At 50.0% G+C, this 26,322-nt stretch carries 19 protein-coding genes; 6 read left to right on the top strand and 13 right to left on the bottom strand.

The window, feature by feature from the left end; all coding sequences use genetic code 11:
* The first annotated feature begins 43 nt into the window (after positions 1-43).
* The 4 genes from gstA (at position 44) to IE064_RS02050 (ending at position 7,177) form a co-directional block, all read left to right on the top strand.
* Positions 44-643, top strand: coding sequence for a glutathione transferase GstA (gene gstA, locus IE064_RS02065; protein WP_133037751.1), 600 nt, complete (start codon positions 44-46; stop codon positions 641-643).
* Between the two features lie 206 nt (positions 644-849).
* A complete protein-coding gene (locus IE064_RS02060) occupies positions 850-1,734 on the top strand; it encodes an ABC transporter ATP-binding protein (RefSeq protein WP_189615934.1) in 885 nt (294 codons plus the stop codon).
* Between the two features lie 10 nt (positions 1,735-1,744).
* Positions 1,745-5,302 carry a M1 family aminopeptidase gene (locus IE064_RS02055; RefSeq protein ID WP_189615932.1) on the top strand — a complete coding sequence of 1,186 codons (3,558 nt, stop codon included), beginning with the start codon at positions 1,745-1,747 and terminating at the stop codon, positions 5,300-5,302.
* Between the two features lie 156 nt (positions 5,303-5,458).
* On the top strand, positions 5,459-7,177 hold the full coding sequence (locus IE064_RS02050; protein WP_189615930.1) for a phospho-sugar mutase: 1,719 nt from the start codon (positions 5,459-5,461) through the stop codon (positions 7,175-7,177).
* Between the two features lie 63 nt (positions 7,178-7,240).
* Here the strand turns inward: IE064_RS02050 and IE064_RS02045 are convergent, their stop codons facing one another.
* The 5 genes from IE064_RS02045 to IE064_RS02025 all read right to left on the bottom strand — a co-directional run bounded on the left by IE064_RS02045 (position 7,241) and on the right by IE064_RS02025 (position 13,945).
* Positions 7,241-7,423 carry a YgaP family membrane protein gene (locus IE064_RS02045; protein WP_133037747.1) on the bottom strand — a complete coding sequence of 61 codons (183 nt, stop codon included), beginning with the start codon at positions 7,421-7,423 and terminating at the stop codon, positions 7,241-7,243.
* 117 nt (positions 7,424-7,540) lie between these two features.
* Entirely contained in the window at positions 7,541-8,767 is a 1,227-nt protein-coding gene (locus tag IE064_RS02040) for a GGDEF domain-containing protein (RefSeq protein ID WP_189615928.1), read from the bottom strand.
* A gap of 168 nt (positions 8,768-8,935) precedes the next feature.
* Positions 8,936-10,840, bottom strand: a complete 1,905-nt coding sequence (locus IE064_RS02035) for a methyl-accepting chemotaxis protein (RefSeq protein WP_189615927.1) — start codon at positions 10,838-10,840, stop codon at positions 8,936-8,938.
* 390 nt (positions 10,841-11,230) lie between these two features.
* Positions 11,231-12,874 carry a pyridoxal-dependent aspartate 1-decarboxylase PanP gene (panP, locus tag IE064_RS02030; RefSeq protein ID WP_189615926.1) on the bottom strand — a complete coding sequence of 548 codons (1,644 nt, stop codon included), beginning with the start codon at positions 12,872-12,874 and terminating at the stop codon, positions 11,231-11,233.
* 171 nt (positions 12,875-13,045) lie between these two features.
* A complete protein-coding gene (locus IE064_RS02025) occupies positions 13,046-13,945 on the bottom strand; it encodes a LysR family transcriptional regulator (protein ID WP_189615925.1) in 900 nt (299 codons plus the stop codon).
* Between the two features lie 156 nt (positions 13,946-14,101).
* Here IE064_RS02025 and IE064_RS02020 point away from each other — a divergent pair, with 156 nt between their 5' ends.
* Complete coding sequence (locus IE064_RS02020; RefSeq protein ID WP_189615924.1) at positions 14,102-15,289, top strand: MFS transporter; 1,188 nt, start codon at positions 14,102-14,104, stop codon at positions 15,287-15,289.
* A 154-nt stretch (positions 15,290-15,443) separates the two neighbouring features.
* Here the strand turns inward: IE064_RS02020 and IE064_RS02015 are convergent, their stop codons facing one another.
* From IE064_RS02015 to IE064_RS01995, 5 genes are all read right to left on the bottom strand, one after another.
* Complete coding sequence (locus IE064_RS02015; RefSeq protein ID WP_189615923.1) at positions 15,444-16,601, bottom strand: glycerate kinase; 1,158 nt, start codon at positions 16,599-16,601, stop codon at positions 15,444-15,446.
* 57 nt (positions 16,602-16,658) lie between these two features.
* Positions 16,659-18,017: a GntP family permease gene (locus tag IE064_RS02010; RefSeq protein WP_133037742.1), complete on the bottom strand. Its 1,359-nt coding sequence runs from the start codon at positions 18,015-18,017 to the stop codon at positions 16,659-16,661.
* Positions 18,018-18,189: 172 nt separating this feature from the next.
* Positions 18,190-19,335: a sugar diacid recognition domain-containing protein gene (locus tag IE064_RS02005; RefSeq protein ID WP_133037741.1), complete on the bottom strand. Its 1,146-nt coding sequence runs from the start codon at positions 19,333-19,335 to the stop codon at positions 18,190-18,192.
* Between the two features lie 4 nt (positions 19,336-19,339).
* The gene (locus IE064_RS02000; RefSeq protein WP_189615922.1) at positions 19,340-19,951 is read right to left on the bottom strand and encodes a uracil-DNA glycosylase family protein; all 612 of its coding nucleotides are present in this window, start codon (positions 19,949-19,951) and stop codon (positions 19,340-19,342) included.
* Between the two features lie 7 nt (positions 19,952-19,958).
* Positions 19,959-20,417 carry a hypothetical protein gene (locus tag IE064_RS01995; protein ID WP_165900068.1) on the bottom strand — a complete coding sequence of 153 codons (459 nt, stop codon included), beginning with the start codon at positions 20,415-20,417 and terminating at the stop codon, positions 19,959-19,961.
* Between the two features lie 25 nt (positions 20,418-20,442).
* Between IE064_RS01995 and IE064_RS18220 the strand changes: the two genes are divergently transcribed.
* Positions 20,443-20,565 (top strand): hypothetical protein, encoded by a 123-nt coding sequence (locus IE064_RS18220; protein ID WP_268244722.1) that lies wholly within the window; start codon positions 20,443-20,445, stop codon positions 20,563-20,565.
* Positions 20,566-20,896: 331 nt separating this feature from the next.
* On the opposite strand, the gene IE064_RS01990 is transcribed toward IE064_RS18220, so the two are convergent.
* From IE064_RS01990 to IE064_RS01980, 3 genes are all read right to left on the bottom strand, one after another.
* Complete coding sequence (locus IE064_RS01990; protein WP_189615921.1) at positions 20,897-22,987, bottom strand: MtrB/PioB family decaheme-associated outer membrane protein; 2,091 nt, start codon at positions 22,985-22,987, stop codon at positions 20,897-20,899.
* Positions 22,988-22,999: 12 nt separating this feature from the next.
* Positions 23,000-23,962 (bottom strand): DmsE family decaheme c-type cytochrome, encoded by a 963-nt coding sequence (locus tag IE064_RS01985; RefSeq protein WP_373295242.1) that lies wholly within the window; start codon positions 23,960-23,962, stop codon positions 23,000-23,002.
* A gap of 99 nt (positions 23,963-24,061) precedes the next feature.
* Complete coding sequence (locus tag IE064_RS01980; RefSeq protein ID WP_189615916.1) at positions 24,062-26,068, bottom strand: OmcA/MtrC family decaheme c-type cytochrome; 2,007 nt, start codon at positions 26,066-26,068, stop codon at positions 24,062-24,064.
* Positions 26,069-26,322 lie beyond the last annotated feature (254 nt).

The raw sequence follows: 26,322 nt of genomic DNA, 5'->3' as shown, positions 1-26,322 counted from the left end.
CCGCTTCTTTTAAGAAGGTAATCAACAAAGGATTATTGTATTCATGAAACTTTACTTCGCTCCTGGTGCTTGTTCTCTGGTACCGCATATTCTGCTCGAAGAACTGAATCTAACTCACGAGTTGGAACAGGTGGATTTGAAAGCCAAACTCACTAAAAGTGGGGCAGATTTTTTAGCCATTAACAGTAAGGGATATGTCCCAGCATTAGCGCTGGATAACGGCCATGTGCTGACGGAAGTTTCAGTCCTAGCCCAATACCTATGTGATCAGCGGCCAGAGGCTGGGCTAATTCCGGCCAGTGGTGAAGCGCGTTATCAACTATTGAGTCTGCTGGTGTATATCTCTACCGAAATTCACAAGCCTATGGGTTCTTTATTTAATCCTAATGCCAGTGAGGATGCCAGAAAGGCGACTCAGGCATTGTTGACCCGTCGCCTTAACTGGATTGCTGCCGAACTCGGTGATAAAAACTATCTCACCGGAAGTTATAGTGCTGCCGATGCTTATTTGTTTACCGTGCTCAATTGGGCGCGACTGGTGCACTTTGATATGACGCCATGGCCAACGCTTCAGGCGCTCGGTGCTCGTGTTGCACAGCGTCCCGCGGTACAACGGGCGATGCAAGCGGAAGGTTTGCTGTGAGTTGACGCCGTCACGCGTAATGCCTGACAGTGGTGGCTATGATGAAAGCAGTGGCAGTTTCCACTGCTTTTTCATTATTTATTACACAGTTTTTTGTTGTATGAGAATAATCTAATTGTATGATTCTTGTTACAATTATCTAAAATACGACAGTATGTAATCGTGTTAGCTTAAAGCTTTAGGGTCATTTTAAGCAGGAAGGAACTATGCTGCGCATCCAATCTTTAAGCAAAACCTACAGCAACGGTGTTAAAGCCCTAGACAATGTCACACTGGACATTCCCAAAGGGATGTTTGGCCTGCTGGGCCCCAACGGCGCGGGGAAATCCTCCTTGATGCGCACTATTGCAGCGCTACAGCCCGCCGACAGTGGTAGTGTCTTTTTCGATGATATTGATGTCCTGCATGAGCCGCAGCGGCTGCGGCAAACACTCGGATATCTGCCACAAGACTTTAATGTTTATCCGCGTATCAGCGCCTGGGATTTACTGGAACATCTGGCACTGCTTAAAGGTATCAATCATAAAGCCGAGCGCCGGGAAGTGGTTGCAGGCTTGCTGGCGCATACCAATCTGTATCAACATCGAAATAAAGCCGTGAGTGGTTTTTCCGGTGGTATGCGGCAGCGTTTCGGAATTGCTCAAGCCTTGCTCGGCGATCCTAAACTGCTGATTGTGGATGAGCCCACCGCGGGGCTGGATCCAGAAGAGAGGAACCGCTTTCATAATCTGTTGGTGAGCCTTGGTGAAGATAAAGTGGTGATCCTGTCGACCCATATTGTCGATGATGTCTCGGAGCTATGTGCCAACATGGCGGTGTTGGCTGGGGGGCAGATCCTGCTGCAAGGGGAGCCTCATCAATTGCTGGAATCGTTGCAGAGCCGTATATGGACCAGAACTGTGACCCAGGCCGAAGCAGCTGAGCTGGAACAACATCTGCAAGTTATCTCTAAACGGTTACACGGTGGCCGCACCGTACTCAATGTACTGGCCGAGCAAGCGCCTGCAGGTTTTGCGGCGGCTACTCCCGGGTTGGAAGATCTGTATTTCTCAACACTGCATCGTCATCGCAGTGCTGATAAAGCCGCCTGAGGAGGTACATATGTTGCTCGCTCTGTTACGCTTTGAGTGGCGCTATTACCTGCGTCAGCCTTCTTTCTATGTGGTAGCTCTGCTACTGTTTTTTGTCAGCTTCTTTGCGGTTGTTTCAGAAAATGTTCGTATTGGCGGCGGTGGCGAGGTACTGAAAAACAGCCCGTTTGCCATATCCCAGACACTGCTGATCATGGGCATTATTGGGATGTTCGCGGTAGTGAATTTCGTCGGCACTACCGCCGTGCGCAATCAACAGTATCAGATGGAGGAGATCCTCTACAGTAAACCGCTACGGCCGTTGGCATATCATCTTGGACGCTTTATCGGCAGTTATCTGGTGGTATTGGCCGTCTTCGCCTTTGTGCCATTGGCTATGTGGCTCGGCAGTTATATGCCGTGGGTTGATGTCAGCCGTTTTGGCCCAAACCATTTGCAGTACTATCTGGTGCCGTTTTTGACCTTATCCATGCCGACGCTGTTGCTGCTATCGGCACTGTTTTATGCCATGGCTAGCCGTTTTCGCTCGTTGATGGGGCTGTATCTGACGGCGGTTATCTTGTTTGTGCTGTACAACCTCAGCGGTGAAATGGCCAGCCAACCACAGTATCGCAACATCGCGGCGATTCTTGATCCCTTCGGCTTGCGCGCTTTTTCTGATGTCGCCCGATATTGGACCATGAGTGAAAAAAACACGCTAGTAGCCGGATTACATGGTGTATTGCTGTTAAACCGAGTGCTATGGCTGGTGGTGGCGCTGGCGTTGTTGTTGCTAAGCGGAATTTGGCGCTATCCGCAGTTGGCGCAGAAAAAAGAGCGCAAATCCAAAAAGATGGATACCGTCCCCACACTACAACCTTTGGCGCAATTGCTGCGGCCTACCGCACCTTCGGCGCTCTTACAGTTCAATACCCGCGTTAAGTTTGAGATCCGTCAGGTGTTGCTCAGTGCTTCTTTTATGGTGTTAGGTGCCATAACCGTGTTTACCCTCGGTAGCCAACTGCTGGGTGACTATGGTTGGTACGGCACCTCGGACTGGCCAGTCACCCAGATCATGGTGGATAACATCACCGGCGCAACCAGTATGCTAATGGTGTTGGTGCTCATTTATTACAGCGCTGAAATTGTCTGGCGTGAGCGCAGCTCCGGTATGGGCGATATTATCGACGCGCTGCCGGTGCCTAACTTGGTATTTTGGGGCTCTAAACTGTTGTCCACTTTGCTGGTAATGGTGTTGCTGTACGTGTTGGCAACCGCTACCACCATCGTATTCCAGCTACTTAAAGGACAGTACACGCTGGAATTGGCGCAATATGCTATCCGTCTCGGCTATTTCAACCTGTTGCCGCTGTTTCTGTCGGTAATCTTAGCGTTTTTCCTGCAAGTGGTGAGTCCTAATAAGTACGCGGGAATGGGGCTGTTTATTGCCTATTTTATGACAACTCTGGTGATGGCAAATTGGGGGCTAGGACATTCACTGTATAACTTCGCGCTGTCACCTTTTATGCGCTATTCCGACATGAATGGTTATGGCTGGAGCCTTAAAACTCACACCCTGTACATGATTTATTGGGGCGCATTTAGCCTGATCCTGTTTGTGGTGGGATATGGGTTATACCATCGAGGCCCGCAGCAAAGTCTGCGTTATCGATTGGCAATGTTGGGCCGACAACTGGGAACCACGGGTAAACTGGCTATCGCTACGGCGGCGGTGCTGTTTGTGTTAATGGGCAGCTATCTTTTTTATCAGACCAAAGTTGTCAACGATTACATTACCTCGGAAACGCAGATGGATCTGCAGGCCGACTATGAAAAACACTATAAACAATATGAATCAATGCCAATGCTAACAACTACGGCAGTGAATGCGGCAATTGATATTTTCCCTGAGCAACGGACGATCAAAGCCGATATGTCGATACACTGGCAGAATCGTTCTGATGCGGAAATCTCCCGTATTCTGATAAATTTGCCCTCACACACCAAAGCGACCGATCTGCAAATTGATATTCCAGGTGCCACACTGGGTCAGTTTGACGATAAATACCGGGTCGCCTGGTTAACATTTGCTAAGCCGGTGGCCCCCGCCAGTACTATCGATGGTCATATTCGATTGCTGCGTAAAACGGTGGGGATTGAAGAAAGCGACTTCGATTACGAAGTGGTGCATAACGGTACCTTTATCAATAACTGGAGCTTGCTGCCACGTTTCGGCTACAACGCCGGTTATGAGCTGGATGATCGCCATGAGCGTGAAAAACGCGGGCTACAAGATAGACCGCGAGCACATAAACTGGAAGATAGCCGTTTCTATACCCAGAACTTCTTTGGTGTTGATGGCGGTTTTATCGATTTTCAGGCAACGGTTTCTACCTCCGCCGACCAGTTTGCAATAGTGCCAGGATATCTGCAAAAAGAGTGGCAAGAAGACGGTCGCCGTTACTTCCATTATCAGATGGATAATCCAATGGTGAATTTCTACTCGATTCTGTCAGGGCACTATGCACTGAAAAAACAGGATTACAAAGGGATTGCCATTGAAGTCTATTATCATCCGGCTCATGGGTGGAACGTTGACCGAATGATGGAAGCCGTGCGTGATGCTATCGATTATTACAGCCAGGCATTTGGCCCGTATCAGCATCGGCAACTGCGGATTATTGAGTTTCCGGGGTACCGCTCTTTTGCTCAGAGTTTTGCCAACACCGTGCCTTATTCCGAAAAAATTGGGTTTGTTACCGATTTGCGCGATAAGGAAAAAATTGACCCAGTGTATTATGTGACCGCCCACGAAGTGGCCCATCAATGGTGGGGACATCAACTAGGGGCTGCCGATGTACAGGGCAGTGCGGTATTGTCCGAAAGTCTGTCGCAGTACTCGGCACTGATGGTGCTGCAGCATAAATATGGCGCAGAGATCCTGCGTAAATTCCTCAAATATGAGCTGGATCGATACCTGCGTGGTCGTTCTGCCGAGCAGAAAGAGGAGTTGCCGTTATTGCGCACAGAAGGGCAGGATTACATCCATTACCAGAAAGGCTCGGTGATTATGATGGCGCTGGAAGATCACCTGGGTGAGCAGCATCTTAATGACAATCTAAAGGCATTTTTGGAGCGCTATCGCTATCGTAACGATCCTTATCCGACCACGCTGGATCTGCTGACATATCTGAAACGTGATACCACCGCAGAGCAGTCACAGTTCATCGATGAATCTTTCCGCGATATCACCTTGTATGATCTGCGCTTAACCAAGGCCACTGTTGCGCCGTTGGATAATGGTAAGTTTAAGGTGACTATGAATATTTTTGCTCAACGTAAAGTGGCTGATGGACAGGGTAAAGAGACCGAAAAGCCGCTGAATGAAGCGATTGATATTGGTGCCTTCAGTGCTAATCCAGACAAACTGCAAACACCGCAACAGGTGTTGCTGTTACAGAAATATCCACTGCACAGTGGTGACAATCATCTGGAGATTGTGCTCGATAGCAAGCCAGCGTATGTGGGCGTTGATCCCTATGTGAAGCTGGTGGATCGCGATGCGGCAGACAATATTTACAAGCTCTAACTGCTGAGTGTGGTTACACGTTAAATCCCGGTAACTCAACGGTTACTGGGATTTTTATTGATATGGATAACGCGCAATATCGTGTTGAAGGCGCTTGAGCTACGCGCACAATTTGCCTAAGGTGGTGCATCTGAATTGCCATTAATGGGGATGAAAATGGATAGTCGATTGGCAATGCAACTCAACGCCTGGCTGGAGATGGACCCGGATCCAGAGACTCGTAATGAATTGCAACAGCTAGCGCAGCAGGGCAATAACAACGAACTAGCCGCGCGCTTTGCTGGACGTTTGGCCTTTGGTACCGCCGGACTTAGAGGCGAGGTGGGCGCTGGCCCTAGCAGAATGAATCAGCTAGTGATCCGTCAAACCGCGGCGGGGCTTGGACAGTATCTGTTGCGGCAGGTAGCAGATGCTAAAAGTCGTGGAGTGATTATCGGCTATGATGGTCGCTTGGATTCAGCACGCTTTGCGCAAGATACTGCCATGGTGCTGACTGCCTTAGGTATTTTGGTGCGGCTTACCCGCCATGTTTGCCCAACGCCATTGGTTGCTTATGGCGTTAAACACTTCAATGCGGCGGCTGGCGTGGTGGTGACTGCCAGCCATAACCCGCCACAATACAACGGATTCAAAGTGTACTGGGGCAACGGTGCCCAGATTATTCCGCCGCACGATGCTGGGATCGCGGCGTGTATCGAATACGCTGCTCACCAGCAAGTGACGGTACAATCATTGCTGGATGCCGAACAGAACGGGCAACTGCAATGGCTGGATGGTGATTTTTTCGAGAGTTATCGCGAGGCTATTTTGAACGCGCCATTATTGCAGTCCCAGATGGCGGACCACAATATTGGAATTGCTTACACGGCGATGCATGGCGTGGGGGCTAAGATGGCTAAAACTCTGTTAGCGGATGCGGGGTTCCGTCAGGTATTTTCCGTGGCGGCGCAGGAGCAGCCTGACGGCCATTTTCCCACGGTGAATTTTCCCAACCCAGAAGAACCGGGCGCTATGGATTTGGTGATCACCGAAGCGCATAAACATCAGGCGCTCCTGGCCTGCGCTAATGACCCCGACGCCGACAGGTTTGCTGTGGCCGTGCGCCGAGCCGACAGCTACCAGATGTTATCCGGCGATCAGGTGGGCATATTGCTGGGACATTATCTGCTTAACAAAGCCCCCGCCTATCAACGCTTGGTGGGCACTACCATCGTGTCTTCGGCACTGCTTGAGCAGATTGCTAAGGCAGCCGGTGGCGTTTGTTATACCACGTTGACTGGCTTTAAATGGCTCGCTAATGAAGGCATGAAACAGCAACGCCAAGAGCAGCAATTCCTGTTCGCTTATGAAGAAGCCCTCGGTTATACCGTGGGTAGTCTGGTGTGGGACAAAGATGGATTATCCGCGCTGCTGGCTTTTGTGCAGATGACGGCCGAGCTGACGGCGCAGGGAATGAGCATCTGGCAGCAGTTAGAAGCCATTTATCGTGAACATGGCATGTATCTCAGCCGTCAGGTGAGCATCGCCTTAAAACCAGACACCCCGGATATTGGTGCTTGGTTGCGGCAACATCCACCTGCTTCTGTGGCAGGAATGACTGTATTATCAATAGCCGACTTAAAAAGTCGCCAGCACACTTTTGCCGATGGTCGGGTGGAATCTATCGCGTTACCTGCCAGTGATGTGCTGATTTATCATCTGGAAAATGGTGGCCGAGTGATCGTGCGTCCCTCTGGCACCGAACCCAAAATTAAATGTTATTACCAATTAGTAGAGCAATTGGTGGCACAGGATGATATGACCGCCGCTGAATTGCGTGGCAACGCACGCATGGAGGCTTTTGTGCAGTTGCATCAGGCGTCATTGCCCCAATAAAGGGCGTATTGCGCAAGCACTAAAACGCCGACATAACGTCGGCGTTGGTTAGCAAAGGTCAGATTATTTTTTACAGCTGGAAATACCAAACGGTACATAGAGTGGACACCAGCCAATAGCCGCTGTCATTAAGGGAATGATACCGATAATTCCCCACCAGGATTGGTAATAATAGCCCGCTGCCATAATGGCCAGACCGATAATCACCCGAATGATTTTGTCAGTTGTCCCCACATTACACTGCATAGCGATTCACCTCTTAGCTCATGGCTCATTCTATGAATGGGCAATTGTTGGAAATCTTTGACTAAGAGTCATTATGCGACCTGCAACAGTAAGTTACCATCACTTGATGCAGATAACCTACAGCACTTTCACACAGTTTCGGCCCTGTTCTTTGGCCTGATACAGCGCCTTGTCTGCTGCCTTGATGATCTGTTCTGCTTGCTCTCGGCCTTGGGCTTTTTCTGAGACACCAATGCTGACGGTGATCTGCACTTTTTTCTGTCCAGCGCTTGCACTCTTGCCGCGTTGTTCGGCTGTGGCTGTTTTGCGGCGGGAGCGGTCTCTAACGATAAATGGGGTATTGGCAATTAATTCTCTGATTTCATTCAGGTATTCTGCCGCCTCTTTCTTACCCATACCGTGAAAGATGAAGGTAAATTCTTCGCCGCCATAACGGAACACTTCACCGCCACCACCTACCTGGGCGATTTTGCTGGCCACCATTGCCAGGACATCATCGCCCACATCATGACCGAAGGTGTCATTGAATTTCTTGAAGTGGTCAATATCCAGCATTGCCAGTGAGTAGTGGCGAGACAACCCGGCTAGGCGTTCAAACAGCTTTCGGCGACCATGCAGCCCAGTCAACTGATCTCGATAGGCCAAGTCATGGGAGGTTTTGATGCCGGTCAATAGCGCAATGCTCAGGGCCGCTGTCGCGAAAATACTGGAAATATAGAGAATATCTAGGCAATACAATGGTACGGTGTTAGCCAGCATAACAAAGAATAGGCCGATTTGAATCGTGCCCTTACGCCACAGGCATAATCCTAGGCTTAGTATCAACATCGTCAGTGAAAACAGCAGTCCATTGACGCTGACCACTATTTGCGCATAACTGCGGGGTGCAAAATAGCGATCCAGCCACGCAACGATATTGGCTCCCTCCAGCACGTAAAATGCAGCGGCTAATCCGGCCACCATTAGCGCCAAGCTGCAAAGCACAAAGGTATTGGGATGGGTGAGCCCACGCTCGGTAACCAGTTGATTGCACAGCATCATTAACGGCATGCTGAGCACCAGCAATGTATACACGTAGCGAACCAGCTCAGACGTGATAGGGGCCTGTAGATAGCTGCGGATCAGCAGATAATTGGCTACGGTCAGCAGTATACTCAGTAGTAACTGACGTTTGGAAAACTGCAGTGCAATCAAGGTTCCAATTGCGCCTAGGGCGTAAGGCAACCACAGCAATGCTGTCAGCCATTCACCGGTAATTCTGTCATTAAACAATACCGCAATGGTCGCAGCGACCAAGATAAGCAACGGCGGAAAAAAGCCGTTGATTAGGTGATTCTGTGCCATTGATATGTCATTAATTTGTGCATGAATAATTATCGGAATTTACCGTATGAGCCTCGGCATTGTATCCGACCCAGATGTTTTTACTACTTTTAATCCTTGAAAGCATGGGCTAAATCCGATAAATCACAGGCGGCAGGTCGTTAAACGCTGCCGCCTGAGCTCCGAACATCAGAGAATGAACTTATTGACCTCTCGGTTAATGTCGGTACCAAGCTCCTTGAGGGTAATCGCCGCGGCGGAAGCGGTTTCGCTGCTACGGGACATCTCATCGCCCACTTCGCGAATGGTTTCTGTGTTGCGGTTGATTTCTATAGTCACAGACGCTTGCTCTTCGGCGGCAGAGGCAATTTGTGCCGCCATATCATTAATATGGCTGACGGCTTCATTGATCTGCTGCAGGATATGACTGGCAGCTTTGGCATCATTGACACTTTCCGAGGCCATATCGCCGGCATGGGTCATCGCAGTTACCGCTTTCGCTGTGGTTTGCTGCAGGATTTCAATGGTGGCTTCAATCTCTTTGGTGGAGTCGTGGGTACGTTTTGACAATACCCGTACCTCATCTGCAACCACAGCGAAGCCTCGCCCATGTTCTCCGGCGCGGGCCGCTTCAATCGCTGCATTCAACGCCAACAGATTAGTCTGATCGGCTATGCCTGCAATGGTTGACAGAATCGAACTGATCTCTTGTGAGTGGCGGTGTAATTCATTGATGATACTGCCGGTGTTGCCAAGATCATCCGCTAGCGCTGAAACCGAATGCTGACTTTTATCCACCTGCTGCCGCCCCTGTTCGCTGAGCGAAACGGTATCCATTGCCTGATGCGACGTCGATTCGGCATTGCTGGAAATTTCCTGCGTTGCAGATGCCATCTCGGTGATGGCAGTGGCCACCATGTGTAGTTCAGATTGATGCTTCTGTACCCGCTGGTGCTGCTGGTGGGCAGTAGTGGCGGAGGATTCTGCTTCCTGTTGCAGTGAGGTCGCCGTCTGTCGCAGGTTGGAGATGATACCGTGTAATTGCGCGATGAAGCGGTTAAAACTGCCGGCCAACTGACCGATTTCGTCATTAGCATTGATGGGAAGACGTTTGGTGAGATCACCGTTGCCTTCCGCAATGGCGTTAAGGTTGCTACGGATTTGCTCCAGATCGCGGAACAATACGCGGGTCATCAGCACCATGATGATTATTGCGAGTAACAGCATGCCGATGCCAATAGCCACCTGTGTTATAAACTGCTGGTGCACTGGTGCCAGTATCTCATCCCGATCCATCACCATGACAAACGTCCAGCGAGTCCCCGGAATTTTCACGGCATACAGCAGACTGTCCTGAGCGTTAATGTCAGCGCGGACAATCGCGTGCCCTTGTATTAATGCTTGGATTTTATTCGGAGACAGCTCTGTAGAAAACTCTGAAGCCGGTTTGCGGCGCCACTTAGCGTCAGGGTGGGCAATCAGTTGGTCGCTGTCATCAATAAGTAAGGCGTAACCTTTGCCGGGGATTGCCAACTTGCCGATGGTTTCGGTGAGCGTATCCAATGTCAGATTGCCCCCAATAATACCGATTAACTGATTATCACGGTGTACCGGATAGGCAATCGTCACCACAAATTTGCCGGAGGTCAGGGAGGTGTATGGGTCGCTGATGAATAAATCATTATCTCTCACCGCACCTTCATACCAGCTGCGTTTACGGGGATCGTAGTTTTGCAAGATGACGTTGGGGTCATTTTGTAACATCTGACCATCGGTCGTCCCGAGGTAAGTGATAATAAAACCAAGTGCTTGTTTTGTTTGATGAAGGATAATGTGTGGCGCAATTTCCGGGTGTTCACTCAATGTGGTTGCTGTTTTTTCTATCGCCTGGACTCGGTCATTCATCCAGCTGCTTAGATTGACAGAAACTGACTGTGCAAACCCGTCAATATCGGTGTTGAGCGTATTGTTAATGGTCTGATCGAGTGACGCCATACTTTGCCAAATCAAAGCAAAACTCATGACTGCCAGAAGCAGTGCCGAGGTCAGCGTTATTTTGATCCTTAAAGGCCAGTTATTGATGAAGGACAGCATACAACTCCTTAATCCTGCTGAATGATGGGATGCGACATAAAAAAGATTTCAGTAATGCAAGGAATACCAAGTGATGTTGTAACCGGGTTTCGGTCGGATATTCGAAATCTATGTCATTAAGATAAGGCGACTATCATAGCAGTTAACTTTAGAAAGTTATGATAAATAACTGGTAAGCATTAGCTGATGGCTCTGGAATTGGTTAATTATTCAGCGAAACGTGCCATGTGCTACTAGCATTGGGATGGCGCTGGTTTCCCTCAGCGTCTTTGCTGCTGGCCGCTGATTGCTGGCGGCGGAGGCTTAATTGCTCCGCCACTGATGACCACGGCAATCGCTGGCAACAGCTCGATAACCGCTGGCGTAGCTAGATACTGGTCGCTCAGTTAATCAGCCACCAGTAAGTTGCAGTTGTTGCAGGATCTCTTGTTGTTGTTCCGCCAGTTGCTGTTGTTCTGTCAGCACGTCGCGGAGGATTTGCTCCGTGGTCAACGGGTTCGCCAGTACTACGCGGAAAACTGTTACCGTTTGACGCTGGTAACGCGCAGGCTGCAACCGGGTTCGGGAAACAAAAGATTTCCCCTGTTCACGTTGGTTTTTCTGTACTAATTGTGTCAGATCGTTTAGCAAGTTGTTGAGCAACGCCACTTTATCCCATTCACCCTTGGTTACTGCAGCACTGAGCGCAACTTGTAGCTGTCTTGGTACATAGCGATACGTCAGCAGGCACAATTCCGGGGCACTTATCAATTCAAAATCTGGATGCGCAGTAATTAATCCGGCAAAGAAACGGGCCTTTTCCAGAGAGTTATTGATCAAAATCTCATAGCCGTGGCGGCCGATAATATTCAAGCAGGCGTGCACTAGCATTGCCATACCAGGCCGGGAACCTTCCAACGTTTGTGAGCCAAGATCTTTGGAACCACGGCGCAGGATATATTCGGCATGGTGCACAATGGCACGGGCGAGTCTGGGATCTCGAAATAGCACCATGCCAGCGCCCATTGGCACATACAGCTGCTTGTGCGCATCAATGGTGACTGAGTCCGCGCGCTCAATCCCATCCAGTAAGTATCGATATTTGGACGACATCAAACTGGCGCCGCCCCAAGCCGCATCGACATGAAAGTGGCACTGGTATTCGGCAGCAAGGTCAGCCAACTGGTGCAGCGGGTCGATATTCCCGGTTTCTGTGGTACCGGCAACACCAACAATTGCCATGATGCGCACGCCTTGTGCCGTCAGCCGTTCGGCGGCTGCGCGCATTTGCGCTACATCCACTTTGTTGTCCGCATCGGTTGGGATTGACACAATATTCTGGCGGCCAATGCCCAGCAAGTCAGCGGCTTTGCCGAGGGAGTAGTGACCGCGTTCAGAAACTAGAATGGCCAGATCCTGCCAACCATAATGGCGCAGAGCCGCCATCAGTCCGGCGCTGGTAACCCCGGGAAATTCGCCATCGGCTTGCAGTAATTGGTTACGGGCAATCCATAACGCGGTGATATTGGCAACCGTGCCGCCGGAGCAAAACGCCCCTAGCGCGTGCGTAGCGCTATGCATCCATTGACGGTAAAACGCGGTATTTTCACCATAGACCAAGTGGTGCATCATCCCCAGCACCTGACGTTCTAGGGGGGTAAACGCCTTAGATGTTTCGATTTTGACCAGATTCTGGTTGAGTCCCACCATAACTTTGGACAGTGGCAAGACAAAGTAAGGCATTGCTGACGTCATATGGCCGATAAAGCTAGGTGCGGCAGTATGTACCGAATGTGCCACCAGGTTTTGCATCATCTCTTCGGTATAATCAGACACAAACGTGGGTTCAGTCGGGATGTTGTAAGCCTGAAAATCCTCTTCAATCTCGCTCAGCGGTTTCTCCAGTGCCACAATGCTCTGGGTCAGAAATCCCGCTAAATCCTCAGATAGCGCGTGTTCAATCTTACTTAAAGTCGATTCTGGCGCTTCTGGAACGGTAAAGATGCGCATCATGCTCTGCGCTGAGGCGGTTGCCTTGCGAGGCTTGTCAGTCATGGATGGTCCAGATCTCACATTACAAGAGCCAGCCAACGGCAGGCGATATCTACTTGGGGTGCTCACTTTACTGCAAGCAGCATAAGGCGACAAGTTCTGGCTGTCAGTGCCATAAACACAAGCGCCTCTAGCCGATGCTTACTAAGCCGCCGTTGCCTATGCCGTTTGCCTTCACGAGCTCATTTTTTCGACCAGATAATCCACGAATACACGGATGCGGGCGGGCACATTGTTACCGCCGATAAACACGGCGTGAATCGCCTCTCTGTCCTGCGGGTTGTAGTCTTCAAGCAGTGCAACCAGTTGGCCGCTGGCCAGCGCCTGTTGCACATGAAAGCGGCCAACGCGGGTAATACCGATACCTTGTTGCGCCAGTTCTACTAAGGTTTCGCCGTTGTTTGCAATAACGTTACCTCTGACGGCGAGCATAAAATCCTTACCGTTCTGGCGAAACGGCCAGCCCGGCTCGATCCGGCGAAAGTTAAAATCGAGGCAGTTGTGCTTGGCCAAATCGGCTGGCGTTTGTGGCTCGCCAGCTTTAGCCAGATATTCGGGGGAGGCCAGTACTACGCGGCCGGTATCGCCTAAACGGCGGGCATGTAAACCGCTGTCTGGCAACTGGCCAAAGCGGATAGCCACGTCAACCTGACCGGATGCGACATCCCGGAGTTGGTCTGATACATCAATCTCCAGCGTAATATCGGGATAGCGCTGCAAAAACTCTTTTAACAGTGGCACGATTGTCAGGCGGCTATGTGCGGTCGCTGTGGTGACTTTGATCTTGCCACTGGGGCTGCCACGGTTAGCGATGGTTAGCTCGGTATCATCCAAATCTTTTAAAATCCGCCGCGCAGCTAACGCGTAAGATTCGCCTTCGCTGGTTAAATGCAGGCTGCGGGTGCTGCGCACGATAAGGCGCACGCCAAGGCGTTTTTCTAGCCTCGTCATCATGCGGCTGACGGCTGAGGGCGTAAGCTGCAGTTCACGTGCTGCCGCACTTAAACTGCCTGTACAGGCAACCGATAAAAAGGTTTCCATTTCTGCTGTTCTGTCGGTTTTTATTACGCTCATAAGAAACCCGCTGATAGTGATTAGCCTATTTGTGTACTGCTTATTTGTGATTCAGGCACAAAGCTGAATGTCTCTGACGCTGCTTTTTCTCGGTTTTTAACATGAGTATATTCTGCTGCATCACAAATTAGCGAGATTTAATTCACGAGACACAGTATGAAAATCAATTTTCCTTTATTCGCGCTAGCGCTAGGGGCCTTTGGCATCGGCGTTACCGAGTTTTCCCCTATGGGTATGCTGCCGGTGATTGCTACTGACCTTGGCGTATCTATTCCAACCGCCGGTATGCTGATCAGCGCTTATGCTTTTGGTGTATTGCTGGGAGCCCCTTTAATGACGCTGGCATTTGCCAATATGGCACGGCGTAATCTACTGCTGTTGTCGATGGCGATATTTACCGCTGGTAACCTGATTTCGGCAATGGCCGACAATTATAATGTGCTGCTGTTGGGGCGAATTATTACATCGTTTAACCACGGCGCTTTTTTTGGTGTCGGGGCGATCGTTGCGATGAATGTGGTGCCGCCAGAAAAACGCGCCGGGGCTGTAGCCGCGATGTTTTCTGGTTTGACAATAGCGACCATCGGTGGCGTGCCGTTGGCCTCTTATATTGGTGAAGTGATTGGTTGGCGCCCGGCTTTTTATGGTATGGCTGTTATTGGCCTGATGACCATGTTGGCGCTGCGACTGTCGTTACCGCCTATGGCCAATAAACAAAAAGCCAATGTGCGTAATGAGCTGCGGGTGCTGGGTAAAAAGTCGGTGCTGGTTGCCCTGTTGCTAACCGTAGTTAGCTCCAGTGCGATGTTCACCGTGTTTACTTATATCGTGCCTATTTTGCAGCAGGAGACTCAAGCTTCTACCTTTTTTATGACGGCAATGTTGGTGCTGTACGGTATTGGCTTGGCAGTGGGCAATCTTCTTGGCGGTCGCTTTGCGGATCGTTCAATGGATTTAACGCTTATCGTGTCGTTAGTGGCGGTTATGCTGCTGTTGGTTGTGTTGGCTATCACTGTTGCCGTGCCATTAATGGTTGTGCCGCTGATTTTTCTGTGGGGTATTGCCAGTTTTGCGTTGGTGCCACCACTGCAGGCTATGGTAGTGCAGGAGGCAGCAGAAGCGCCCAGCCTGGCATCCGCGATGAATATAGGTGCATTTAACTTGGGTAACGCATTAGGCGCGGTATTGGGTGCGCTGATGATAAGTGCTGGCTTTGGCTTGAGCGCCGTGCCACTGGCCGGTGCGGCTACCGCAGCGGTGGGGTTGGTAATGGTATTGTGGTTCAGGTATGGCCGGCGACAAGGGCCAGCAGTTGTTACAGCAGAGCAAAGCGCCGCAGGCTAACAATATTGTTTAAAAAGTAAAAAGCCTGAAAAACAGGCTTTTTAGACGTTTGACGTGGCTTAATCTTAATTGCCGCTATGTGCGTGAACTTGAATGGCAAACCTAACGATGATGAACCATCTCTGCCCAACTGGTGTATATCGAAAAGGTAATCTTAGTTTTTGTCTTGTAGGCCAAGCACCCACATAGCAGCAATATTACTGGCGGCCCTATGCAGGTTGGGGCGGGCATTGCGTAATGCATGTTCCAGATCTGTGGCGGCCGGGATGATATCGAAAATGGCTGCCATGCCTTTCTCTAGCACTTTTTCTGCGCCGTCGCCTAGACAACCCGCTATGCCTATCACCGGCAGTTGCCTAGCTTGTGCCAGCCGCAACACACCCATGGGGGTTTTGCCGAAAATTGTCTGGCCGTCAATGCGTCCTTCACCGGTGATCACCAAATTGGCGCCCGCCAGCTTCTCATCCAGTTTGACGGCTTCCATGACGATATCGATGCCTGGGCGCAACTTGCCACCAAGAAACGCCATCACCCCCAGTCCCATACCTCCCGCGGCTCCTGCGCCAGGTTGTTGCCGCAGATCGGCAAAACCGCTGCGAGCCAGAACATCGGCATAATGGCTCAACGCTTGATCCAAAGTGTTTACCATGGCTGGCGTCGCGCCTTTTTGTGGACCAAATACTGCGGAGGCGCCGCGTTCACCACACAGCGGATTATCAACGTCACAGGCGACTTCAACAGTACACTCGGCCAGCAAAGGTTGCAGCTGTGACAAGTCAATGCTGGCAAGCTGCGCCAGTGCACCACCGCCAACGGCTAAGTCGTTGCCTGCTTTATCTAGCAAGCGGACACCCAGCGCCTGAGCCATGCCGGCACCACCATCATTGGTAGCACTGCCTCCCAGCCCCAAAATGATATGACGAATGCCGCGGGCAAGGGCATCGTTGATCAGCTCACCAGTACCATAGGTGGTGGTGATCAGTGGGTTACGGTCGGCAGCTTTCACGTGATGCAAACCCGAAGCCGCAGCCATTTCGATCACGGCAGTCAGCGGTGTTCCCGCAATCTGCCCCAGAATACCGTAGTGGGCACTGACTTTGTTGCCTAGTGGGCCGGTGACTGACAATTCAATGATGCTGCCATTGGTGGCATCCACCATAGACTGCACCGTGCCTTCACCGCCATCGGCAACCGGCACTTTTAGATATTCGGCATGGGGTAAGTGCAGTTTAAACGCCGTTTCAATCTCGGCGGCGACTTCCATAGCACTCAGACTTTCTTTAAAGGAATCCGGAGCGATGACTATTTTCATTGAGTGTTCCTGTTACAGCAGACTGCCGCCCTGATGGACGGCAGCAAATCGGAATATTTACAGCAGTACTAAGCTGAGCAACCAGACAAAAATAATGGTTACAATGCCCTGTACTAAGGTGGCCATGGTCTGAGCCTTGTAGGCTTGTGACACGCTCATGCGACTGAACTGAGTAACCACCCAGAAGAAACTGTCATTAGCATGAGACACTGTCATGGCCCCAGCACCAATGGCCATCACAGTCAGCACATGGCCCATTTGCGAACCTAAGCCAATGGATTCTAGCATTGGCGCAACCATCGCAGAGGTAGTCACCAGCGCCACAGTGGAAGAACCCTGCGCGGATTTCAGTGCCGCCGCCACAATAAATGGCATAAAGATGCCAATCCCCAATGCCGACAGGGTAGTACCCAGATAATCACCAATTGGCGTGGCTTTGATAACAGCACCAAAGGCGCCGCCAGCACCGGTGATCAACAGAATGGGGGCTGCACTGGTAAGACCTTCAGAAATCCGTTGTGAGAACTCTTTCATACGGTTTTCTGGTTTGAGCAGCAACAGCGACAACAGCAGACCTATCATCAAAGCATTCAACGGTTGTCCCAAAAAGTGCAGCAGCGCAAATACATTACCAGTACCAAAAGGCTTGGATGGAAAGGCGGCAATTGAACCGATACAAATCAACAGAATCGGCACAAAAATAGGGGCAAAGGAAGCCAGCGCGCTGGGCAGTTTGCCGTAAGCAGCTTTTACTTTCTCAAACTCTTCTGCCTGATGCACCAGTTCTTCGGCACCTTCGCCCTCTGGTTCATCTTTCATAAACCGGTTAGCCCATAGCAATCCCGCAAGTGCAGCGACAACGGCGACTACTAGGCCAACACCGATAACCAATCCCAAACTGTCTTCCAGTCCTAGGTTTCCCGCTGCTGCGATAGGCCCAGGTGTTGGTGGCACAAAGGTGTGGGTTGCATACAAACCGGTTGCCAGTGCCACGCTCATGGCGACACTGGACACCTTCATGCGACTCGCCATCGATTGTTTAAGACTGTTCAAAATAACGAACCCGGAGTCACAGAATACCGGGATTGACACCATGTAACCAATGATGGACATAGTGAGGGTCGGGAAGCGGTTACCCAGCAATTTGATCACCGAGTCGGCCATAGTGATGGCGGCACCGCTTTTTTCCAGAATAGTGCCGATGATTGTCCCCAATACAATCACCAGACCGATATACCCTAGAATACCGCCGAAACCTGTACCTATGGTTTTGGCAATATCCTTGAGTGGCAGACCGAAGCACAGTGCAGCGATAAACGTTGCCAGCAACAGCGTTAGAAACGGATGAAGCTTAAGTTTGGATGTAGCGATCACAATGAAGATGATCACTCCCAGTAATATCAATACCAGGTTCATGATGGTCCCTTAATTTTTTGTTATTCGGGTTTATCTTTAGGCGTTTATATCCTGGCGGCCAACAGGCACAAGGACTCCGCCATTATGCGGGACTTGGGGCTGACAAGGCTTTGGAAATGATCACGGAAATTATTGTCACAAACGACATTTTTTTGGTCATTTGCACAAAATACTAGGATTGTAGGCGTTCCAGTACTTCGCCAAGATAGAGCTGTAATAGCCCATCCAGTGAGTTGAGATCAATACCGGTAATCTGGGTGATTTTTTCGAGGCGGTAACGCAAAGTATTGCGATGAATATACAGTGCATCGGCACAACGCTGCTGGTCACCAAAATGCTGCAGATAGACTTGCAGTGTCTTGGTCAAAACACCGCGCCGATCGCGTTTTTGCAGCAAGCGGAATGGAGCCGCTAGCTCTTGACCCCGCCAGTCATCGCCCAGTCCAGAGAGCAGCACTGGCAACGCATGATCTTGATAAAGATATTTAGTTTGCTCCGGTGCCCGCCGTTTGCCGAGTGCCAAGGTTTCACAGGCGGTGCGATAGGATCTGACAATACCGCCAGCGCCGGGAAAATAATGCCCCAAGGCAATTTTTAGTCTGCCCTTGGTGTCCGCTGGGAGCCGAGCCAGTAACTTCTCAATACGAATGTCTTCCAGTGACGGGTCCCAACTGCAACCATCGAGAAATGCAGGTTTAAGAATGACTAACTGATCCAATGCCGTCAGCGCCACCAGATTGTTGCGTTGTGGATATTCCAGCAGTAATTGAATATCGCGCAGACTAGTGTGCTGCAGTTCATGTGCTTGCAGCTCAATAACCGCAGCTACCCGTGGCACAGTTAAATCAATCTGCAGCTGTTTGGCCCAGGTTTGCATCTCCTCGGGGTAGCTGCCCTCATGACGGATCAGCTGCAAAATAAACTCTTCGCGCTGGCGTTTACGCCACTGCTCCACTTCCAGGGAGTTGGCTTGTTCCACCATCATCTCCGCGGTCATTTTCAGCAGTTCCCCGAATTGCATTAGTTGCGCTGGTGCGCCGGTAATCCCCACTACGCCAATGATTTGTCCGTGATAATGCAAGGGCAGATTGATACCGGGTTTGACGCCATGAAGACTGTGTACACCGCCATCATCGATAACCACTGTGCGATTCTGGCTGATGGCCAGTAATGCGCCTTCGTGAACGGTATTGATACGGCTGCTGTCACCAGAGCCGAGGATCACTCCCTGACTGTTCATCACATTGATGTTGTGATCAATGATCCGCATGGTGCGATCGACAATCTGTTGCGCGGTTGCAGCATCAAGGAAATACATGGGGCTATCCGTTTATCAGCGCAGCTACCCGCTGCTGCAATAAAGGTAACAGGGTTTGCTCAAACAGTGGATGCTGTTTCAGCCACAAACGATTTCTGGGGCTGGGATGGGGCAGTACCAGCATCTGTGGCCACAACGATTGCCAAGCAGCAACCGCCTGTGACAAGTTAGCTTTTGCTAGCGGATTGCCGGCCAAGTGCCAGGCCATGGCATACTTCCCCAGCAGTAATGTCAGTTGAATATTGGGCAATGACGCGAGTAGTGGCTGCCGCCACGCCGCGGCGCACTCAGGTCGTGGTGGTAAATCACCTTGCCGTCGACCATTTTTTTCTTGGGTACCAGGATAGCAGAAACCCATCGGCACCAGTGCGAACAAGTCGGGATTGTAAAACTGCTCACGCGTGACACCTAACCACTGTCGTAATCTATCACCGCTGACGTCGTCGAACGGCCGTCCCCGCTCATGGGTAATCCGCCCGGGGGCCTGGCCTGCGATGAGAATTCTAGCGGGAGCCGCAGCCTGCAAAATGGGTTTCGGGGGCAGTGGCAGATGTGACTGGCATAAACGACAATCATTAATCTGTTGCAGTAAAATCGCCGATGCGGCTATAACCATTGTGGATTTAGCTTCCTAGCAGCAATTGCCACAAATGATAGAGGTTGTAGAGGCACCAACCTACACTTAGTAGCAACAATATCCAACGCATAACATGAAACAATATTGATGGTTTTGGCTGTTGATTAAGTGAAAACCAACCGATTAACAACGTCAAAATAACTAGCGGCCAGGCGAGCAAAGACAGCAATAACAAAAAGACACTGGCGCTCAGTAACACCCAGCCCGCATGATTACCACTACGACGAGCCGAATTCTGCAACTGTAATGGCAATAAGGCCAATGAGGCCGCAATAATAATTAACCCCAAATTCAGCGTGAGGTAGGCCGTTGAGCTGTTATCTTCTAGGACCATCACCGCGGCCAGTATCGGCATTAGCAATGACAGCGTGGTATGAGTGGTAACAAAACGTCGGCTGCTGTATTGACCATTGAAGTAAAACAGCAACTGCAAAGCCAAATTCACAAGTGTGAATCCGCCAAGCCCCAAGATGACAAAGACACTGGCTAAAACGCCATTGGTGGAGTCTGCAAAAACTGGCAGTGTTATGGTTGCCAGTGAGGCTCCTATTGCCAAGCGTCCACATAAAGAAGAGCTGAAATTCATACCGTAAGGTGTTTGTTATAAATGATCCGCCATACCATGTCGTAAACGGACGCGAGTTGCAAGGGCTGTTTGAAAGTGTCGAACACGAATACCACTAATTAACTAAAAAAATTGGGCGGGTCCCTCCGCCTGAGTATCACAAGGTAAAGTGGCATCGGTATCTGTCGTTGGAACAGATAGTAGATATAATGTTAATAAAATGTAATTTACTTTGGTTGCGGTGGCGAAGCAAGTGAAATCTGCTGTTACTGTGAACTGACAAGTGAAAGGGATAGGTGAGATGCCACCATAGAAAAAGCCCGCATTAAGCGGGCTTCAATCATTGTGGTTGCTTGGGACTAAAGCTTGTAGTTTACGCTCAACATGACTAAATGCGCGGTGTAGTCGTGGCTGAGATCGCCAAAGCTTATCAGATTCCAGATCCCATCAACGGCCAGATCGTTAGCGGCATCGTTGTCTTCATACTTCACCATCTTGTAATCAAGGCGCAGTGCAACTTTCTCAGTGGCTTGATACTGGGCGTAGGCATTGACATCCTGCTCTTTAGCAAAGTAGTCGCCATAATCCCCGGTCACACCCTGACGTACTTTGGTTGTTGAATCAGATTTTGAGTAAGTGTAATCCAATCCCAGGCGCAGTTTTTTCTCTAACAGATTGTCGTAATAGACTCCTGCACCCACAACATCCACCTTGTCTTCAGTATTAGCAAACCAGGTCGCAACAGTGCTGAAGTTGGCGGCACCCGCTTGTTCATTCTTGATGGTCTGATGGTTGTAGAACAGATTCAGATTAAGGTCTTCCAGTATCTGATAGTTCACGCTGGCGTCATAACTGACTTCACGGGATTCTGTCAGCCCGATAACGGTGTCACTGTAATCATCCAATGCATAACGACCACCAAAATCGATAGTCAGGTTATCCAAGGGTGAATGTGTTACCCGCGCTTCCACCATTTTACGGTCACGATTTGCCAGATAATACTTACGCAGTAATGGATTGGTTTCAGAGGATGTCCATTGTGAGGCTTCATAATCGGAGCCATCACGCTTGCCATAGCTGCCTTTGAGCGACATATTCCAGTGTTCCAAGGCACTAACAGCCAAGCGCGCCCACACGCTGTTCTCATCGGTGACTTCACGATCGCTGTAATTGCGTTCGTCACGGCGATAATCATAACCACCGGTCAGTTTTACCCCAGAAATAATCCGGTAATCAGCGGCCAATTTGCCTTTCTGAACAGTAGAGTCATAAGGTGTATTGTAAACGGCGTTACCGGTGACGTTATTAACGCTAATCTGTGTCCATTCATAAACATCAGTCTGATTGTCACGGTCATAATAGTTGTAACTACCGGAAATCCGCAGATCATTGCTGATACGTTTTACCGCACGGATATCCATACCTGTGATGTCCACTTCAGCATCCAGATTTGTCTCAGGTAATGCGTAGTTATAACCAGAAGTAACAAAATCCTGATCCTGAGTCATGCGGCCCATCATCAGCCGTCCACTCACAACACTGCCATCGGCGCTATACTGACCACTTAGCGACACAGTATGGGCATTATTATCGGGATCAAGCGACTTATAACCTGCCGTTGCACCGCCAAAGGTTGGGGTGTAGGCGCTGTCAAAGCCCAAGCTCTGATCATCGTTACGGAAAAACGAGCCGTTGTAGGTTAGGGCGGTAAACCAGTGATCGCCTTTGAGCTTGATACCAGCTTCAACGGTGTCGGTACTGTAATCTACCGGCTCGGGGAGCATGGCTGATTGATTGAAGATAGTGCCGGAGGTAGTTTTTACCCCCGATTTGTCTTCACGCTGATAATGCACAAAAGTGCTCCACAGCTGATCGGCCTGATACTCAAAACCGAGTCCGTAACGTTTGCGTTTCAGTGACAGTTCAAAGGGTGACAAGCTGGATGGTAATGCGGTCATGCTGTCACTCGCACCAGCGGTTACCCAGTTGCTTGGCAGTGACAGATAATCAGTACCAATGCCAGAGTAGGGGGTCAGTGCAGTTTCGCTGCTGTAGGTCGCAATCTGACGATAATTGGCAGAGACTTTGTACTTGCCAATTTTGCCAGAAGTGATTTCAGCTCGGCCGTTTTCCATCCCTAGGTTAGTGGCTTTGATTTCTGCCTGATAGCCATCTTTACCACGGTAACGAATATCTGCATCAACTTTCCCAACAACGTCATTCTCTGCTGCGAGAGCATTGGCAGAATGAATATCATCGCTGTCGTTGTAACCAACACCTACACCAACCTGGCCGCTAGCGCCGGTTTCAATTTTACAGGCGCTGCATTTCCAGTTTTTCATATTGATGCTGCCAGTATTGGCATCGGCGATACCATAACCGTCAGCCGCCATTGCTGCACCAGCGTTTGCCAGTAAAGCAATAGTGATCAAATTAATATTAAATTTCATCTTCCTGCTCCCTTAACGCTGCAGCAACTTGCCGGATGGGTTGTTGGAACCATGTACTTGGCTGTGGCAGTTCAGACAACTTCTTCCGCCAGTAAAGGCACTGCCATTTACAGTAGATCCAAGGCCGGTATTGCCTAAATAGGCGTTACTGGTGTGGCCATCGCTGGCGTGGCACTGTTGACATAATTGTGGTGCACGGGCCTTCAACATGGCTTCATTGACTGAACCGTGAGGGTTATGACATGTCACGCAATTTTCGGTCACTGGCGCATGTTCCCACAACTTAGGTCCACGTTTTTCAGCATGGCAGCTGTAGCAGGTTTCGTTAATGGATGGCTTTACCAGGTCAGATTCTGTGCTGGTACCATGTGGATTGTGGCAATCGGTACAGGTCATCTGGTTCCACTTCAGCGGATGTGCAGAGCGTTTGTTCATGTCTGCTTTTTGCTTGGTGTGGCAACTGGTACACACTTCTACTTCTGTGGCTTTTGATAGCACCGGATCTTTGGCGGCATGGATTGTGTGGCAAGAGGCGCAAGCGACATCCGCATTATCATGATGACTGCCATCCCAGTTCATCCGTTTGTCATCTTTATGGCAACTCAAACACACGCTGTTCTGCTTCTGTGCCGACAGCGTTGAGCCTTTACCAAAGGTGATCATCGGTTCATTACCACCACGGTTATGGTTGCCCAGTGGACCGTGACAAGCTTCACACTGTAAACCAGCCATAGGACTCTTGCTGGAGTCAACAGCACCATGAACTCCTTCAAAAATGTCCATAACATGTTCAGTTTTACGGTGACACATCAGACAGGTGTCAGCACCTTTAGGGGAATATTTGCCTTCGGCAAACTTCTTATCAAGCGTTGCTTCCACTTCGGCGGGTGTCATTTTGGCATCCCATTTTGCTGCATGAGCAGTGTGGGTCAGCCCGAAAGACAACACTGCTGCCATCAGCGTGGTGCTCAGCATTGTCTGTATCTTTTGGTTTGTATTCATTGTTTGCATCCTTGATTTGTCCAAACTTGGCTGAAGGCAGGGAGGCAACGCCTCCCTGCGGGTCCGGGCAAATTACATATTGACCACTGTATGATCTGCTGCTGTTGGTTTGTGGCAGAAGAAACAGGTTTCTGACTGCGCGGCCTGGTTGGCGGCGGTGTAATCACCGTTAACAACTGCACCGTAGCTTTCAAGCGTTGCTTGAGAGTGCAAACCATCAGACCCCAGTGCATGACAGGAAGTACAAACGGCAGTGATTGGTGTGGTGTACTGGCCCGCAGCGGTTGCCAGTGCGCCTTTGTTTTTGAAGGCATCCAGATTCAGGTCATTATGGCACTGGGTACATTGGGTGATCACCCCAACTTCGTTGTGAAGCAGATGGACTTTCATCTCAAATGCGCCTCTCATGGCTCCACCAGTGTAAGTACCATCAGGAGTGTGACAAGCTACGCAGCCGTCCAGTCCTACGGTCATCTTGCCATTGACTTCGCGTCCCAGCTGTTCACTGAGCACAAAACCTGCGTGATGGCCTTTGTGTAACTGGAAGGTTTCACCGTGACAGTTTTGGCAACCTGCGAAGCTCACTGAGTCAGTGTGGCGATGAGTCGGTGCACTGCCTGATTTTGTACCAAAAGCTAACTGCGCTTTCATGCTAGTGGTTTCGCTGTCAGCAGTACAGTTCACCAAGTTTGCGCCACTGGTGCACATTTCCAAGCCGATAAAGCTGAAAGCAGTATCAGCCGCACCACTACCAAATGGCAGAACCTGTGTGGTGTAAACCAGTTTTCCGTCAACAATGCTAACATCACTTTGCAGTGCGTTGTCGGCAATCAGGTCTTTGCTGTCATGGGCCTTGCCTGAGCCAGGGCTAGCGATGTAGCCCATTACTGGGAATTCAGGATCGACGTTAGTAACGGCTTCCAAGCGTTTGATCTTGCTCAGTTCAGTGCTGGCATCCAGCGGCTTTCCTTCACTGTCGAGCAATGTCACACTCAGGGTGGCAGAGTCATCAGTGTTCGCAACCAGTGTCGCTGACATACCTACTTTGGCGATGACAGCTTTTCTGTTCTGATAGTCAGTAGAGTGAACTTGCTCGGTCCATTCACTGTTATGGCAGGCAACACAGTTGGAGTTATCAGACTGTTGGCTATGTCCCTGACCTTTAGCAAAATCGATATTGCTATGGCAACTGCCACATGCTTGGGCTGTTGGTACTTTAGACCAGTTACCCCAGTCTGGTGTCAGCTCACCCTGATCACTATGGCAAGTGCTGCAGGTTTTCAGTGCATCAGTTTCATACACTGGGGCCGGTACACCTTCGTCACCCAAAGTAAAATGTTTGGCATGGATCAACATGCTGAATTGATCGTCTGAGTTACTCAAACGGTTCGGTGTATGACAGCTGGCGCACATGTTAACGTCATTGTATGAACCACTGTGGTGAGCGGTACTGACGTCACCATGACACTTGTTACAGCTGGCGGTGGCCACTATTTTGCGGGAATATCCGGGTTCATTACCTGCAATAGTGTAATCAACAAAAGCATTGCTGTTAGGAACCGCAGTGCCATCTGGCAGAGGCGTATTATACGCACGGATCATAAAGCGCTGGGCCAGTTCTGGATTAAATGTGGTGCGGGTGCCAGCACTATCTAAAAAGTTGGTGGCGAAAGAGTAGGTGTAAACCCCATTTTTCTTATCAACCAAAGTACCTGGACAGCTGCTGCTAAGATCACAGGTCTCATCGACGATATATTGCCACTGACTGGCATTACCGACACCAGTTGCCCCCTGAGGCAACAGCTGCAGGGCGTAAAAACGCATTTTCTGCAAACCAACCACAGCTTTATCGTCCTGGTTGGTCACCTGAAAACGAAGGCTGGCAACTCCATCCTGAACGGTAGTGTCATAAAAAGTAAAATTCAGATTGTTGATGGTCATGGCGGGGCTGCCTCCGGCAGCACCATCAGAACCGCTTGCACCATCTGCGCCGTCGCTGCCGCCACAGCCGCTAAGGGCCATGGATAACGCACCGGCAACCAGCAGTAGCGCATATTTCGATTTACTTGCGTTCATCATTATTTTTTCCCTGCAATGTGGAAGCACTCGGTCAACATTCTGCCGGTTTATTACCGATAGATAGGTGTTGTAATCAGCTTGTTGACCCATGCTGGATAAAGTATCTCCCACGAAAAGGCTAACTCAGAATATCAATAAATGCTTCTAAACAGACGTTAATGTGTGACTTGGATCCTTCTATTTAAAAAGGGTTATTTGTGCTGTTCTAGTTGTACTACAGCTTTTGCTGAATAACCTGTTAAACTATATAACTT

Origin of the sequence: Shewanella fodinae, assembly GCF_014651955.1 — a bacterium.
In the GTDB taxonomy this organism is placed as follows: domain Bacteria; phylum Pseudomonadota; class Gammaproteobacteria; order Enterobacterales; family Shewanellaceae; genus Shewanella; species Shewanella fodinae.
The sequence above is the reverse complement of the archived record's forward strand: the minus strand, read 5'-3'. Positions and strand labels throughout refer to the sequence as shown.

Excerpts from the sequence above, each read along its gene's own strand:
- IE064_RS02040 (WP_189615928.1), bottom strand. The coding sequence starts at position 8,767 with ATGGCACAGAATCACCTAATCAACGGCTTTTTTCCGCCGTTGCTTATC.
- IE064_RS02060 (WP_189615934.1), top strand. The coding sequence starts at position 850 with ATGCTGCGCATCCAATCTTTAAGCAAAACCTACAGCAACGGTGTTAAA.
- IE064_RS01980 (WP_189615916.1), bottom strand. The coding sequence starts at position 26,068 with ATGATGAACGCAAGTAAATCGAAATATGCGCTACTGCTGGTTGCCGGT.
- IE064_RS02020 (WP_189615924.1), top strand. The coding sequence starts at position 14,102 with ATGAAAATCAATTTTCCTTTATTCGCGCTAGCGCTAGGGGCCTTTGGC.
- IE064_RS02010 (WP_133037742.1), bottom strand. The coding sequence starts at position 18,017 with ATGAACCTGGTATTGATATTACTGGGAGTGATCATCTTCATTGTGATC.
- IE064_RS02045 (WP_133037747.1), bottom strand. The coding sequence starts at position 7,423 with ATGCAGTGTAATGTGGGGACAACTGACAAAATCATTCGGGTGATTATC.
- IE064_RS18220 (WP_268244722.1), top strand. The coding sequence starts at position 20,443 with ATGACAAAGACACTGGCTAAAACGCCATTGGTGGAGTCTGCAAAAACT.
- IE064_RS02050 (WP_189615930.1), top strand. The coding sequence starts at position 5,459 with ATGGATAGTCGATTGGCAATGCAACTCAACGCCTGGCTGGAGATGGAC.
- IE064_RS02015 (WP_189615923.1), bottom strand. The coding sequence starts at position 16,601 with ATGAAAATAGTCATCGCTCCGGATTCCTTTAAAGAAAGTCTGAGTGCT.
- IE064_RS02025 (WP_189615925.1), bottom strand. The coding sequence starts at position 13,945 with ATGAGCGTAATAAAAACCGACAGAACAGCAGAAATGGAAACCTTTTTA.
- IE064_RS02035 (WP_189615927.1), bottom strand. The coding sequence starts at position 10,840 with ATGCTGTCCTTCATCAATAACTGGCCTTTAAGGATCAAAATAACGCTG.
- panP (WP_189615926.1), bottom strand. The coding sequence starts at position 12,874 with ATGACTGACAAGCCTCGCAAGGCAACCGCCTCAGCGCAGAGCATGATG.
- IE064_RS02005 (WP_133037741.1), bottom strand. The coding sequence starts at position 19,335 with ATGTATTTCCTTGATGCTGCAACCGCGCAACAGATTGTCGATCGCACC.
- IE064_RS01985 (WP_373295242.1), bottom strand. The coding sequence starts at position 23,962 with ATGCTGAGCACCACGCTGATGGCAGCAGTGTTGTCTTTCGGGCTGACC.
- IE064_RS02055 (WP_189615932.1), top strand. The coding sequence starts at position 1,745 with ATGTTGCTCGCTCTGTTACGCTTTGAGTGGCGCTATTACCTGCGTCAG.
- IE064_RS02000 (WP_189615922.1), bottom strand. The coding sequence starts at position 19,951 with ATGGTTATAGCCGCATCGGCGATTTTACTGCAACAGATTAATGATTGT.
- IE064_RS01990 (WP_189615921.1), bottom strand. The coding sequence starts at position 22,987 with ATGAAATTTAATATTAATTTGATCACTATTGCTTTACTGGCAAACGCT.
- gstA (WP_133037751.1), top strand. The coding sequence starts at position 44 with ATGAAACTTTACTTCGCTCCTGGTGCTTGTTCTCTGGTACCGCATATT.